At 68.5% G+C, this 12,940-nt stretch carries 13 protein-coding genes; 5 read left to right on the top strand and 8 right to left on the bottom strand.

From position 1 onward, the window contains the following. Positions 1-628, bottom strand: a 628-nt coding sequence (locus IP69_RS12025) for a biotin/lipoate--protein ligase family protein (protein ID WP_054143062.1), incomplete at its 3' end; no start/stop codon positions are given. Positions 629-766: 138 nt separating this feature from the next. On the opposite strand from IP69_RS12025, the gene IP69_RS12020 reads away from it, so the two are divergent. Beyond that, positions 767-2,824, top strand: coding sequence for a 4Fe-4S binding protein (locus tag IP69_RS12020; RefSeq protein ID WP_248306807.1), 2,058 nt, complete (start codon positions 767-769; stop codon positions 2,822-2,824). Between the two features lie 145 nt (positions 2,825-2,969). On the opposite strand, the gene IP69_RS12015 is transcribed toward IP69_RS12020, so the two are convergent. Next, positions 2,970-4,244: a c-type cytochrome gene (locus IP69_RS12015; protein ID WP_054143060.1), complete on the bottom strand. Its 1,275-nt coding sequence runs from the start codon at positions 4,242-4,244 to the stop codon at positions 2,970-2,972. A 103-nt stretch (positions 4,245-4,347) separates the two neighbouring features. Between IP69_RS12015 and IP69_RS12010 the strand changes: the two genes are divergently transcribed. Both IP69_RS12010 and IP69_RS12005 read left to right on the top strand, forming a co-directional pair. After that, on the top strand, positions 4,348-4,572 hold the full coding sequence (locus IP69_RS12010) for a sulfurtransferase TusA family protein (protein WP_054143059.1): 225 nt from the start codon (positions 4,348-4,350) through the stop codon (positions 4,570-4,572). A 285-nt stretch (positions 4,573-4,857) separates the two neighbouring features. Beyond that, a complete protein-coding gene (locus IP69_RS12005; protein ID WP_054143058.1) occupies positions 4,858-6,003 on the top strand; it encodes an Mrp/NBP35 family ATP-binding protein in 1,146 nt (381 codons plus the stop codon). Positions 6,004-6,174: 171 nt separating this feature from the next. On the opposite strand, the gene IP69_RS22510 is transcribed toward IP69_RS12005, so the two are convergent. The 5 genes from IP69_RS22510 to IP69_RS11985 form a co-directional block, all read right to left on the bottom strand. Further along, positions 6,175-6,300, bottom strand: a complete 126-nt coding sequence (locus IP69_RS22510; protein ID WP_282568237.1) for a hypothetical protein — start codon at positions 6,298-6,300, stop codon at positions 6,175-6,177. A 72-nt stretch (positions 6,301-6,372) separates the two neighbouring features. Next, entirely contained in the window at positions 6,373-6,996 is a 624-nt protein-coding gene (mobA, locus tag IP69_RS12000; RefSeq protein WP_054143057.1) for a molybdenum cofactor guanylyltransferase MobA, read from the bottom strand. Next, positions 6,993-7,424, bottom strand: a complete 432-nt coding sequence (locus IP69_RS21875) for a hypothetical protein (RefSeq protein WP_156323423.1) — start codon at positions 7,422-7,424, stop codon at positions 6,993-6,995. The genes mobA and IP69_RS21875 overlap by 4 nt, the downstream gene beginning before the upstream one ends. Positions 7,425-7,540: 116 nt before the next feature. Beyond that, positions 7,541-8,434 carry a formate dehydrogenase accessory sulfurtransferase FdhD gene (locus IP69_RS11990; protein WP_248306806.1) on the bottom strand — a complete coding sequence of 298 codons (894 nt, stop codon included), beginning with the start codon at positions 8,432-8,434 and terminating at the stop codon, positions 7,541-7,543. 22 nt (positions 8,435-8,456) lie between these two features. Continuing rightward, positions 8,457-8,972, bottom strand: coding sequence for a DUF2478 domain-containing protein (locus tag IP69_RS11985; protein ID WP_197279833.1), 516 nt, complete (start codon positions 8,970-8,972; stop codon positions 8,457-8,459). Positions 8,973-9,189: 217 nt separating this feature from the next. Here IP69_RS11985 and IP69_RS11980 point away from each other — a divergent pair, with 217 nt between their 5' ends. Beyond that, complete coding sequence (locus IP69_RS11980) at positions 9,190-10,437, top strand: hypothetical protein (RefSeq protein ID WP_054143055.1); 1,248 nt, start codon at positions 9,190-9,192, stop codon at positions 10,435-10,437. A gap of 24 nt (positions 10,438-10,461) precedes the next feature. Here the strand turns inward: IP69_RS11980 and argE are convergent, their stop codons facing one another. Next, the gene (gene argE / locus IP69_RS11975; protein ID WP_349236295.1) at positions 10,462-11,694 is read right to left on the bottom strand and encodes an acetylornithine deacetylase; all 1,233 of its coding nucleotides are present in this window, start codon (positions 11,692-11,694) and stop codon (positions 10,462-10,464) included. 136 nt (positions 11,695-11,830) lie between these two features. Between argE and IP69_RS11970 the strand changes: the two genes are divergently transcribed. Next, positions 11,831-12,799 (top strand): pyridoxal-phosphate dependent enzyme, encoded by a 969-nt coding sequence (locus tag IP69_RS11970; protein ID WP_054143054.1) that lies wholly within the window; start codon positions 11,831-11,833, stop codon positions 12,797-12,799. Positions 12,800-12,940: the final 141 nt, after the last annotated feature.

Genomic DNA, 12,940 nt, shown 5'->3' with positions numbered 1-12,940 from the left:
CGATGCCGTGGCGGGTGCCGACGACCTTGTCGAGCCGGTCGAGCCAGCGCAGCACTGTGGCCCTGGGGCCGGCGCTCTGCCAGCGCGTGACGGCGAGCATCAGATGCCGCGAGAACGCCTCGATCAGATCGACGGCATCGATCTCCTCGAAGCCCTCCTCGGCCATGCCGACGCCGACCTGTCCCATGGCGAAGGGCGTCATCGTGGTGGCGCGCAACATCGCGCCGAACACGATCCAGTCTGGCACCTCATCCTCGCCGCAGGCGTCGGGCCAGGCGAGCCGGCCGCCGCCGATCAGGCCGAGATCGTAGATCAGCGCGTCAGGCCAGCGAAACAGGATCGGCCGCTCGGGCGGGCTGTAGACGGCCAGCGCATCGGCGAGTGCATTCATTGCGAGATAATGGGCGAGCCGCGCCTCGCGCAGCGGATTGTCCGGCTCGAGGACCACCGCAAACTCGATGATGTCGAAGCGCCGCGTCCAGACCAGCGTCGCGGCGCCGGCTTCCGAGGCGATGGCGCAGGCATGGGCGAAGGCGTCGCCCGATTCGCGCAGGGCCACGAGCGAGAAGCCCGGGGGCAGGACCGGCTCGCGGCGCAGATCGTCAGGACGCGGGGCGCTCACGGCCATGGCGGCAATTCCTCCGATGGCGCGACGAAGTGCGCATCGTTCGTTTCTTTTGAACGCCTCCAATTCCATATATGCGTTCGAATCCGCAAGAGAGACGAAAAGACGCTCTCCCGGCCAGGTCCAAGGATAAGTTTGCCGATGATGCCCGCCCCTCCCCCGCAGAACGCCACCCGCACGCTGATGGTGTGTTCCTGCGAGGACACGATGCCGCTCGACGGCGCCGCGCTCGGCCGCGGCTGCAAGGGTGGGGACATCCGCAGCGCGCGGCAGCTCTGCCGGACGCAGACCGAGCTGTTCACGCGGGCGCTCGGCGAAAGCGCGGCCATCACCGTCGGCTGCACGCAGGAAGCGCCGCTGTTTGAGGAGATCGCAGCCGATCTCGATTATGCCGGCGATCTCGTCTTCGCCAATATTCGCGAGACCGCAGGCTGGTCGCGCGAGGCCAAGGCGGCGGGCCCGAAGATGGCGGCGCTGCTGGCCGCCGCCGCCGAGCCGATGCCGCCGGTCTCCTTCACCACCCTGACCAGCAAGGGCGTCGCCCTGGTTTATGGCCGCGACGAGGTCGCGCTTTCGGTCGGGCAGCGCCTGGCCGAGCATCTCGACGTCACCATCCTGCTCAGTCGGCCGGGCGAGATCACGCCGCCGCGCGTGGACGACACGCCGGTGCTCAAGGGCACGGTCACGATCGCGACCGGGTGGTTAGGGGCCTTCGAACTGCGCATCGACGATTATGCCGCCCCGGCCCCCTCCTCGCGGTCGAAGCTGATCTTTGGCGAACCGCGCAACGGCGCGACCTCCCATTGCGACATCGTCATCGACGTTTCCGGCGGCACACCGCTGTTCCCGGCTGGCGAACTGCGCGCCGGTTATCTGCGCGCCGACCCGGGCAGCCCGGCCGCGATCGAAAAGCTGATCGCGGAGGCAGGCCACCTCGTCGGCGAGTTCGACAAGCCGAATTATGTACGGCTGAACGAGGAGCTCTGCGCGCATTCGCGCTCGAAGAAGACCGGCTGCACGCGCTGCCTCGAACTCTGCCCGACCGGCGCGATCACACCCCATGGCGACCATGTCGCGATCTCGGCCGAGATCTGCGCCGGCTGCGGCGCCTGCGCCGCCGTCTGCCCGACCGGCGCGGTGACCTATGCCCTGCCGCCGACCGACGCGCTGCTGCGCCGGCTGCGCACGCTCTTGACCACCTATGCGGAAGCAGGCGGGCGCGAGGCGGTCGTGCTGCTGCATGATGGCGAGCATGGCGAGGCGCTGATCGACGCACTCGCGCGATTCGGCGAGGGGCTGCCGGCCCGCGTGCTGCCGCTGCGGGTCAACGAAATCACCCAGCTCGGGCTCGAGACCTTCGCCGCCGCGCTCTCATTCGGCGCGAGCGCGGTGCGCGTGCTCGGCCGGGCCCGGCCCAAGCACGATCTTTCGGGGCTGCAGCGCAACCTTGCCTATGCCGATACGCTGGCTGGCGCGCTCGGCTTCGGGCCCGACCGCATCGGGCTGATCGAGACCGACGATCCCGATCAGCTGGCGGCGGCGCTGTCCCGGCTCGCGCCCGGCACCGTCTCGCCCAAGCCGGCACGCTTCCGTCCGATGGGCGAAGGCCGGCCGCTGCTGCGCCAGACCATCGGCGAGTTGCAGGCCGCGTCGCCGGTGCCGGTGGCTGCTGTCGCGATGCCGCCGCGCGCGCCGTTCGGTACCGTGCATGTCGACACGGATGGCTGCACACTCTGCCTGGCCTGCGTCTCCGCCTGCCCGGTCCAGGCCCTGTCTGATGATCCCGAGCGGCCGACGCTGAGCTTCCAGGAGGATCTCTGCGTGCAGTGCGGGCTGTGCGAGGCGACCTGTCCGGAGCGGGTGATCACGCTGGAGCCGCGCATCGATTTCGATGCCTGGAAGGGCGGCCGGCGCGTGATCAAGCAGGAGGAGCCGTTCCACTGCATCGCTTGCGCCAAGCCCTTCGGCGTCCGCAGCACGATCGAGAAGATCACCGCCAAGCTCGAGAACAAGCACTGGATGTTTTCGGGCGACGCGGCCAAGCGCATCTCGGTTCTGAAGATGTGCGAGGATTGCCGCGTCGAGGTCGTCGTCAACGAAAGCTTCGACCCGCATCTCTCGCCGCAGCGCCCGCCGGTGCGCACCACAGAGGATTATCTGCGCGAGCGGGCCAAGCGCGGGGAAGACCCGTTGCAGTAGGCCCAGCCTGTCATTCCGGGGCGCGGCAACGCCGCGAACCCGGAACCCACGACTGGGTGAGCGGCTGATGAGGTTTATCGCCGACGGCGTACCCGGTCGTGGGTTCCGGGTTCATCGCTGCGCGATGCCCCGGAATGACAGCGGGTCACTGCGTCACCTTCTCCAGCCAGTCGACCAGCGCCTGGCGATCCTCCGCCGGGCCGATCGTCTGCTCCGGCATCTTGGTGCCGGGCGTATAGGCGCTGGGGCCGATCTCGAAGAGCTTCGCCACGGTCTCCTTGGTCCAGACGATATCCATCGTCTTGAAGGCCTCGGAATAGGCGTAGCCCGGCGCACTGGCGATGCGGCGGCCGAAGATCCCGTGCAGCGTCGGCCCGGCGCGGTTGCCGTCCGACGGCGTCAGCGTGTGGCAGGCGGCGCAGGCGCGGAAGACCTGCGCGCCGCGCTCGCCGTTGAACGCCGCCAGCACATCGGCGCCCGCGCGCGGCACGACCGTGCCGATATGCTCGCCGGTGACCGCGTTCCAGCGCCGCACGAGCCGGTCGGCGCCGCCCGAGAGGATCTGGCGGCCATCGGGCAGGAAGGCGAGCGACCAGACCGGCAGGCCAGGCCCGACCAGCGTGGCGCGGATGCGGCGCGCGCCCCGGTCGATCAGCGCGACCTGCCCGCGCAGGCCGCCGGCGGCGAGCGTCGCGCCATCGGCGGAAAGCGCCAGCGCGATCAGCGGCGTGTCGCCGACGGCGATCTCGGCGCGGGCCTCGCCCTGCGGCGAAAACAGCCTCAGGCGCCCATCAGCTGAGGCCACCGCGATCTCGCCGTCCGGCGCGACCACGACGCCGTTCAGCGGTGCCGGCAAGGTGACGACGCGCTCAGTGCCACCATCCGCCGACCAGATCCGCAGCGTCGCGTCATAGCCGGCGCTGACGAGGCCGCCGCCGGGCAAGAAGGCGACGCCGTTGACCGGGCCCTGATGGCCTTCGAGCACGCGCACCGTTCCGTCGCGGAGCGAGGTCACACGGACGGTCCCGTCCCAGGACGCGGAGGCGATCTGGCTGCCATCGGGGGTGGTGGCGAGCGCGGCGACGGGGCCCTTATGCCCCTCGAGGACCTGCGCCGGCACAGCCGCTTCGCCACGCCAGAGCGCGATGCGGCCATCCTCGGCGCCGGTCGCGAAGCCCAGGCCCGGGCCGGCGACGACCGCGTTGACCGCGCCCTGATGGAAGCGCAGCACCGCCGCGGCCGTGCCGGCGGACAGGTTCCAGAGGATCGCCGACTGGTCGAAGGACCCGGTCATCGCCGAGCGGCCGTCGGGCGACACCGCGATGGCGCGCACCGGGCCGCCATGGCCGCGCAGTTCCTGGGCGGAGACGGGCTGGATGAGGACGGCAAGAAGCACGAGAGGCTGAAGCAGGGTACGCATGGGTTCCATCATGGCGCGGGGCTGGCGCCGTGACAAAGCGGCCAGTTGCCCCGCCCCGACGCACCATCCTATGAAGCGCCACCACAGCAACCGGTTCCCGCCCATGACTGCCACCCCGCTCAATCTGCGCGGCCTGAAATGCCCCCTGCCCGCCCTGCGGGTGCGCAAGGCGCTGAAGAGCGCGGCGCAGGGGACGCTGTTTCTGGTCGAATGCACCGATCCGATGGCGGCGATCGACATCCCCAACCTGCTGCGCGAAACCGGCGATGCGATCGAAGAGAGCCGCAGCGAGGATGAATTGCTCGTCTTCCTGATCCGCAAGGCTTAAGTGAGCCTCGACGCAGACGAGCGCGCTGACCGGAGAGAGATCTTGTGACTTCAGGATCCCGACCGTGATGTTTCTCTCGCCGTCATTCCGGGCCAGCGAAGCGCAGACCCGGAATCCATCGTAAAGCGCGACAGTGCCCTGTGATGGATTCCGGATCGGCGCCGCTTCGCGGCTGGTCCGGAATGACGGCGCCGAAACTGGCAGGCCGAAGCCTTGGCTGTGTTGGTTTCGATTAAGGCCGGGCTCTCAGGATGAGGGCTGAGATTGACCTGGAGTTCCTAGACCATGGCGCTGACCCAAGCCGACATCCTGCGCGCGCTCGACCTGGTGAAGCTGCCCGCCAGCGGCCAGTCGCTTTCCGCATCCGGCCGCGTCGCCGATATCCTGATCGATGGCGGCAAGGTGATCTTCGCGATCGGCATCGATGCCACCGAAGCCGCCGCGATGGAGCCGGTGCGCAAGGCCGCCGAAAGCGCCGTCTCTGGGCTGCCGGGCGTATCGCAGGTCCTGGTCGGGCTGACCGCCGACAAGGCGCCATCCTCTGCCGCTGCGCAGGCGCGCCAACAGGCGCAGCGGCCGGCACCCGGCGCCGGTCCCGGTGCGACTCCTGGCGGCCCGACGCCGAAGGCGGCCGGGGTGCCCGGCGTCAAGCAGATCATCGCGGTGGCGTCGGGCAAGGGCGGCGTCGGCAAATCGACCACCACCGCCAATCTCGCGGTGGCGCTCAGCGTGCTGGGGCTGAAGGTCGGCGTCCTCGATGCCGACATCTATGGCCCTTCCGTGCCGAAGATCTTCGGCATCACCGGCAAACCGCGCCTGGTTTCGGGCCGGACGCTGGCGCCGATGGAGGCCTATGGGCTGAAGATCATGTCGATCGGCTTCCTCATCGACGAGGAGACGCCGATGATCTGGCGCGGGCCGATGGTGATCTCGGCGATCACCCAGATGCTGCGCGAGGTCGCCTGGGGCGAGCTCGACGTGCTGGTCGTCGACATGCCGCCCGGCACCGGCGATGCGCAGCTGACCATGGCGCAGCAGACGCCGCTGGCCGGCGCCGTGATCGTCTCGACGCCGCAGGATCTGGCGCTGCTCGATGCGCGGCGCGGCGTCGCGATGTTCAAGAGGGTGGAGGTGCCGATCCTCGGCATCGTCGAGAACATGAGCTACTTCATCTGCCCGGAATGCGGCACGCGCTCGGACATCTTCGCCCATGGCGGGGCGCGGCATGAGGCGCAGCGGCTCGGCGTGCCCTTCCTCGGCGAGGTGCCGCTGGCCATGCCGATCCGCGAGACCTCCGATTCGGGCCGGCCGATCGTTGCGAGCGACCCGGATTCAGCCCATGCGCAGGCCTATCTCGGCATCGCGCGGCAGGTGATGGCGTCGATGGCTGGCGGGGCGGTCAGGGCCGCGCCACGCATTGTCATCGAGTGAGGGGAAATACACACCCCAGAGACCCTGCGGTGGTCATCCCGGGCGCAGCGAAGCGGAGAACCCGGATCCATTCCGGAACGCTATCTGCAGATGTTCAGGGATGGATCCCGGATCGGCGCGGCTTCGCCGCTTGTCCGGAATGACCGTACCTGATGTTCGAGGACGGGCGCCTCAGAGCCTGACGCCGCTGGTCGCGAACGCGACTTCGACCGGCTTCTGGAAATAGTCGTTCAGGACGAGGCTCGCCCCGAAGGCCAGGATGGCGGCGACGGCGACAGCGGCGACAAATGATTTCATGGTCTTCCCCCACGGAGCACGGCAGCGATCAGCCGCTCTTGTCAGCACAGATAGCGGCGCGAAGCGTTGGGTTCAAGTTAAAGCCAGAGAGGCGAAAAGCCGCTCAGCCTCGTCCAGATCGTCGGGCTTGTTGGCGTTGAAGAACGGATCGACAGGATCGACCGGCCACTCCGCGCTGGCGCAGCCATGGCGGGCGGTCCAGCGGTCGATCTTGCGCTCGTCCTCGACCGTCAAAGCGTGACGCAGATCGTCGCGCAGGGACAACGGCCAGAGCCCGATGACGGGGTGCGTCCAGCCGCCCGACGCCGCGCAGGCCAGCGGAACGCCCTGCGCCTCCCGCGCCTCGTGCAGGCGGGCGACGAGATCGCGCGGAATGAAGGGCGTGTCGGCCGCGACGCTGACGAGCCAGTCCAGCTCGGGACGGTTTTCCGCCATCCAGTCGAGCCCGGCGAGGATGCCGGCCAGCGGGCCGGCGAAATCCGGCACGCTGTCGGCTGCGACCGGCAGGCCGTAATCGGCGAAGCGGGCGGGATCGCCATTGGCGTTGATCAGCAGGCTCTCGCATTGCGGGGCAAGACGCTCGATGACATGGGCGAGGATGGTGCGGCCGGCGATGATCCGCAGCGGCTTGTCGCCGCCGCCCATGCGCCGCGCGAGACCGCCGGCGAGGAGCAGACCGAGGGTTGGTGCGGTCATGACGTGGCAGCCTGCAGGCGGCGCATCTCGCGGGCGACCGCCTCGGCGTCGGGGATGCCGATGAAGCCGTCCCTGATGATGTCAGGACCGCTGTCACTGGCAGGCGCCGGACGATCCAGAAAAATGACGCTTCCAATCAGCTTACCGCTGTTTTCAACCTCGATCGAGCGGATCGCAGCGAGACGAGCATCAGTCACTGCGCTTCCTTCCACGATGATCGCTCGACGGTCGGTCAGGAGGTATGTCAGCCTCCTCGCACGCCGAAATCGAACTGCCGGCCAGCTCATAGCAAGCACACCGCACGCTGCGAGGAACGCGCAGAATACCGGAACGACCATACCGACGCCGCTCCAGCGTCCTTCCCAAAAAGATTGAGCTGCAATAAGCCCCGCAACAACAAATACCCCTGAGCCAACCAGCAGCGCCACCCACGCCTGTCTCTGACCGTAGCGCCAAGGATCAGGCCGACCCCACCAGATTGCCTGCTCGCCGGGATCAAGCAAATGCGTGGGACACGGCAAATCCGCTCGGGGTGCAAGGCCGCTCAATCGTCGCCCCCCGCCCCCTTGCGCCGGCTCCTGCCGCCCTCCTCCTCGACCGTGTCCGGATCCTGGTCGAAGACGATGTTCTCTTCTCCCGCCAGCGCGACAAAGCGCTTGCCGCGTGCGCGGCCGATCAGGGTCAGCCCGGCTTTCCGCGCCAGTTCGACGCCCCATTCGGTAAAACCCGAGCGCGAGACCAGCACGGGGATGCCCATGCGCACCGTCTTAATCACCATCTCCGAGGTCAGGCGGCCGGTGGTGTAGAAGATCATCTTCGCGGGATCGACGTCGTGCCGGAACATCCAGCCGGCGACCTTGTCGACGGCGTTGTGGCGGCCGACATCCTCCATATAGACGAGCGGCTTGTCGCCTTCGCAGAGCACGCAGCCATGAATGGCGCCGGCCTCCAGATAGAGCGAGGGCGTGGTGTTGATCTTCTTCGTCAGGGCATAGAGCCAGCTCGTGCGCAGCTCAGCCCTGGGCAGCTCAATCTCGTCGATCGCTTCCATGAGGTCGCCGAAAGCGGTGCCCTGGGCACAGCCAGAGGTCAGCGTCTTCTTCTTCAGCTTTTCTTCAAAATTGGTGCGCTCCGGGGTGCGGACGACCACGACCTCGAGTTCCTCGTCGTAATCGACGGCGTCCACCACATCGCCGCGCTTCAGCATGTTCTGGTTCAGCAGGTAGCCGAGGGCGAGCGCGTCAGGATGGTCGCCGATCGTCATCATCGTGACGATCTCCTGGGCGTTGAGATAGAGCGTCAGCGCGCGCTCGGTGACGACGCGGGTCTCGACCGTGGCGCCAGTCTGGTCGACGCCCGACACGGTCGCGCCCAGGCGGGCCGCCTGCGGATCGGGCCGGACGAGATAATCGTCGAGGAAGCTCATATCCTGCGCCATGGCGGCTGCTCCAACGGGGCGCTCAGGCCGTGACGCGCGCCAGCGACAGCGCCCAGGCTTCCACGACGTCCGCCTCGGCGGGAAGCGGCATCCAGTCGTCGCCGGCGAACTCGCGCCAGGCGGGCAGGAAATCCTCCCGCACGGCGATCAGCAAAGGCACGTCGGCCAGAAGGGCGGCGGCGATTTCCTGGCGCAGGCCCTGCCCCAGAACCTCCTGCCGGCCGAATTTATTGACGATGACGAGGTCCGTCCCGTCGGCGAGCGCGGCGGTCAAGGCGCCACCGGCTGCAGCGAGGCCGCGCGCGTCGAGCCGGCAACCGGTCGATGCCGCTCCCCGGTTCTCGCTGATCGGAAAGCGCGCCCCGCTGGCGAGATCCTCCAGCGCCATCGACAGGCAGCCCTGGTCGCAAGCCCCGTCATTGTGCTGCACCACGCCGCCGAGGCGCAGGCCGCGAGCCTTCAACCGCGCGGCCAGATCGGCCATGAACTGGTCGATCTGAAATCCGGACGAATAGGAAATGGCGGCCAGCAGCGTCATCTGACCCTCATCCCATGAAAGAGCGCGGGGTGAAAGGGTCCGCTGGGGCGTGTCGACAACAGAAGCGTTTTCGCCGCATCGCCTGCCTTTCGTCGCGAACGAGTTGCAGGCGAGTGTTGCGCGCGCCCTACAGTCGCAACCGCGCCGGGCCGCTACGGTCGCAACCGTCCAGCTCCGGCCCGTTTCCGGCGCAGACCCACGTCCGGTTCCGCGATCCATGCCCCATCGTCACATCCAGCCCACGCTCGATCCCGCCACCGACGCCGCTTTGCTGCTGCGCCGCATCGGCTTTGGCACCATCGCGCTCGTGCTGCCGATCGCCTCGCTGGTTTCTCGCCGCGCCGCCGTCGTGCTGGTGCCGATCGGTGTCGTCCTGTTGATCATCGCCGCGCTGATCGAGGAGCCTGGCGGCTTCGTCACGATGCTGAAGCGCGCCGTGCTGAGCCTGCCGGGCATGATCGTCATCGGTCTCGTCGCCTGGTCCGTGCTCTCGCTGGTGTGGAGCCCCTATACCGCGTCCGCCACCGAAAAGGCCGGGAACCTGGTGCTGGCCGTCGTGCTCGGCTTCTGCGGCAATGCGGCGATGCCGGAACGCATGCGGGCCTCCAACCTGAACCTCGCGGCACTGGGCACCGGCATTGCGGGCGCCTTCGCGCTGGGGCTGATCGTGATCACGGCGCTGCGCCACACCGAAACCGATGCGGGCGTGGAGCGCGGCGTCAGCGTCATCCTGATCATGGCCTGGCCGGCGCTTGCCTGGCTGCTCTCGCGCGAACGGGGCTTGAGCGCGGTGGCGCTCGCGGCTGTGGTCGGATTGCTGGCCTTGACGCGTTTCGAGGATGGCGAGGCGGTGGCCATGATCTGCGGCGCGGTGGCGTTCGGGGCCGTCAGCGCCAACCGCAGGGGGGCGTCAGCGATCATCGCCACCAGTATCGCCGGGCTGATCATGATCGCGCCCATCCTTCCGTTCCTGCTGAGACCGATCGTCTCGCTCTTCCCGCAGGGCACAGGCGAGTTCGCGCAGATGCTGGCGGTCTGGGCCGATGTCGTGAGCAGCGCGCCGATCCAGCTCGTCACCGGCCATGGCCTCGACACCGTGCTGCGCGGCCGACTTATCGGGGCGCTGCCGCAAACGAGCCCCACGACGTTCCTGTTCGAGATCTGGTACGAACTCGGCCTCGTCGGCGCGGTGGCGGCGTCGGTGAGCCTTTACATCGCGATCCGGGCTGCGGGGCGCATGCCCGGAGCGCTGGCCGCCGGCGGCGTCGCCGCGTTCACCACGGCGTTTGCGTTGTCGGCCCTAGGCTTCGCCACGCTTCAGCCCTGGTGGCTGATGACGCTGACCGCCGTCGTGCTGATGTTCGGCGCGATCGCCCGGGGGCAGTATCGCACCGACCGACCCGTCGCACCGCTTTCGCTGCCGACCGCCGGCACGATCCGGCCCCGGGCCGATGGCGCGGCCTGAAGACCGGCTCCGGCTGCGTTGGCTTCAGGGCGCCGGCCGCGCCAGATCCGCGATCAGCCGCCGCACGAATGCCGTTCCTGCATCGAGCTGCGCGACCGTGATGAACTCGTCGGGCTGATGGGCCTGGGCGATATCGCCGGGGCCACAGACCACGGTGGACCAGCCGGCGCGCTGGAACAGCCCGCCCTCCGTGCCATAGGCGACGACATGGCGGCCATTGTCGCCGGTCAGGCGGCGGCAGAGTTCTTCGGCCGCGCCGTTCTCCTCGGGCCCCATCGCCGGGGTGTCGGAGGTGACGACGAAATCGATGCCGGTCTGCGGCGCGATCGCCTGCATCTGCGCCTCCAGCGCGGCGACTTCGGCGCCGTAGCGCTGTGCATAGGTTTCGAAGCTCTCGCCGGGGATGCAGCGGACCTCATGGGTGAAGCTGCAATGCTCGGCGGTGATGTTGACCGCCGTGCCGCCCTGGACGACGCCGACATGCAGCGTGGTGTAGGGCGGCTCGAAGCCGTTGCCGGCGTCGGCCTTCGTCTTGTTCTGCGCCATCACCTGATTGTGCCAATCGATCAGGCGCCCGGCGACCATGACGGCGGGAACACCGACGTCGACGCGGCTGGAGTGGACGGCGTGGCCGCGCACAGTCGTCCTCATCCGCAGGCCGCCCTTGTGGCCGGTGACCACCTGCATCATCGAGGGCTCGCCGACGATGACGGCGGCGGGCTTCAAGCCGTCGGCGGCCATCGCCGCGATCATGACGCGGGCGCCCTGGCAGCCGACCTCCTCGTCATAGGACAAAGCGATGTGGATCGGCCGCTTCAACGGTGCGGCCAGCATCTCCGGCACGAGCGCGAGCGCGATGGCGTCGAAGCCCTTCATGTCGCAGGTGCCGCGGCCATGGAGCCTGCCGTCGCGCTCGGTCAGCGTCCAGGGGTCGGAGGTCCAGTCCTGGCCCGCCACCGGCACGACATCGGTATGCCCCGACAACACCACGCCGCCATCGATCTTGGGGCCGATCGTGGCATAGAGATTGGCCTTATTGCCCTCGGCATTGTGGGCGAGCGTGCTTTCGACGCCGAGGCCGGCCAGATAGTCCCGGCAGAAATGGATCAGATCCAGATTGCTGCGCTGCGATTCCGTGTTGAACGACACCAGCTTCGCCAGCATCTCCTTGGGCGTCATGATCTGCGGCGTTTCGGTCTTCGGTGTCCTGGTCTGCGGCATCATCGTCACGAGGCGGTTCTCCAAAAGGCGGCGCAAGGCAGGTTTCGTGCCGGCAGGTCTGACCCCGGCCACCTGATATATGTCGTACGCCCCCGCAGCCCGGCTGCCAACGATAGCGTTTCCGTGCGGGCCGCCGACACCTATAAGGGTCGATCCAGCAAGAGGCGTATCCATGAATTTCGACGTCACCCTCGCCGATATCCAGGCCGCAGCGGCGCGCATCGCCGGCAAGATCCGGCGCACGCCGACCTATCACAGTGCCGGTCTCTCGGCGCGGCTCGGGGTTGAGACAGTGGTCAAGGTCGAGAGCCTGCAGCTCGGCGGCTCGTTCAAGGTGCGCGGCTGCTTCAACAAGCTGATGGGCCTGAGCGACAGGGAGCTCGCGCGCGGCGTCGTCACCGTGTCGGGCGGAAACCACGCGATTGCGGTGGCGCTGGTGGCCAAGAGCCTGGGCTGCCGCGCGCTGGTGCTGATGCCGCAGAATGCCGCCGCCTTCAATGTCGAGATGGCGCGCTCGCTTGGGGCCGAGGTCGAGCTTTGCGCGGATTCGATCGAAGCCTTCGCCCGGGCCGACGATTACGCCGCCAGCGGCATGACCAACATCCACTCCTTCGACGATCCGGCGATCATTGCCGGGCATGGCTCGCTCGGGCTGGAGATGAACAACGATGCCGGCGGGCGGCTCGACCATGTCTTCATCTCGATCGGCGGCGGCGGCTTCGCGGCCGGCGTCGGCGCGGCGATGAAGGGGCTCGATCCGGCGCTGCGCATCCATGGCGTGGAGACGGAAGGCGCGACCGCCATGACGCAGGCGCTGGAGGCGGGCAAGCCGGTGCCGATCCGCCCGACCTCGATCGCCCGGACGCTGGGCGCCCCCTTCGCGACCGAGCGCACCATGGCCGCCGCCCGCCAGTTCCTGGAAGACATCGTGATCGTGCCCGATGCGGAAGCCGTGCGCGAGATCAGCTGGGTGCTGCAGAACGGGCGCGTGCTGCTGGAGCCGGCCGCCTCCTGCGTGGTGGCCGCCGCGCTGGCGCGCAAGGATCTGTTCAAGCCGGGCGAGCGCGTCGGCCTCGTGCTCTGCGGCTCGAATGTCGCGCTGGACGATATCGCCGCCTGGCGCACGCAGTTCGAAGTCTAAGGCTCGCATGGCCTTGCCACCGGGCGACGTGACGCAAGCGCGCGGCAGGGTCGCGGTGCCCGGCCTTGACGCTGCGCCGCGTTCGGGTTTTGGGAGGATGTGCCGCGCTTGCCCGATCCGGCGGGGGGCCGTCTCGACGGG

The sequence above is a fragment of the Allobosea sp. AAP35 genome (assembly GCF_001295925.1).
GTDB lineage: Bacteria > Pseudomonadota > Alphaproteobacteria > Rhizobiales > Beijerinckiaceae > Allobosea.
The sequence above is the reverse complement of the archived record's forward strand: the minus strand, read 5'-3'. Positions and strand labels throughout refer to the sequence as shown.

What these genes read in the sequence shown, in the direction of transcription:
- IP69_RS12020 (WP_248306807.1), top strand. Translation starts at nt 767, where the DNA reads ATGATGCCCGCCCCTCCCCCGCAGAACGCCACCCGCACGCTGATGGTG.
- IP69_RS12015 (WP_054143060.1), bottom strand. Translation starts at nt 4,244, where the DNA reads ATGCGTACCCTGCTTCAGCCTCTCGTGCTTCTTGCCGTCCTCATCCAG.
- IP69_RS12010 (WP_054143059.1), top strand. Translation starts at nt 4,348, where the DNA reads ATGACTGCCACCCCGCTCAATCTGCGCGGCCTGAAATGCCCCCTGCCC.
- IP69_RS12005 (WP_054143058.1), top strand. Translation starts at nt 4,858, where the DNA reads ATGGCGCTGACCCAAGCCGACATCCTGCGCGCGCTCGACCTGGTGAAG.
- IP69_RS22510 (WP_282568237.1), bottom strand. Translation starts at nt 6,300, where the DNA reads ATGAAATCATTTGTCGCCGCTGTCGCCGTCGCCGCCATCCTGGCCTTC.
- mobA (WP_054143057.1), bottom strand. Translation starts at nt 6,996, where the DNA reads ATGACCGCACCAACCCTCGGTCTGCTCCTCGCCGGCGGTCTCGCGCGG.
- IP69_RS11990 (WP_248306806.1), bottom strand. Translation starts at nt 8,434, where the DNA reads ATGGCGCAGGATATGAGCTTCCTCGACGATTATCTCGTCCGGCCCGAT.
- IP69_RS11985 (WP_197279833.1), bottom strand. Translation starts at nt 8,972, where the DNA reads ATGACGCTGCTGGCCGCCATTTCCTATTCGTCCGGATTTCAGATCGAC.
- IP69_RS11980 (WP_054143055.1), top strand. Translation starts at nt 9,190, where the DNA reads ATGCCCCATCGTCACATCCAGCCCACGCTCGATCCCGCCACCGACGCC.
- IP69_RS11970 (WP_054143054.1), top strand. Translation starts at nt 11,831, where the DNA reads ATGAATTTCGACGTCACCCTCGCCGATATCCAGGCCGCAGCGGCGCGC.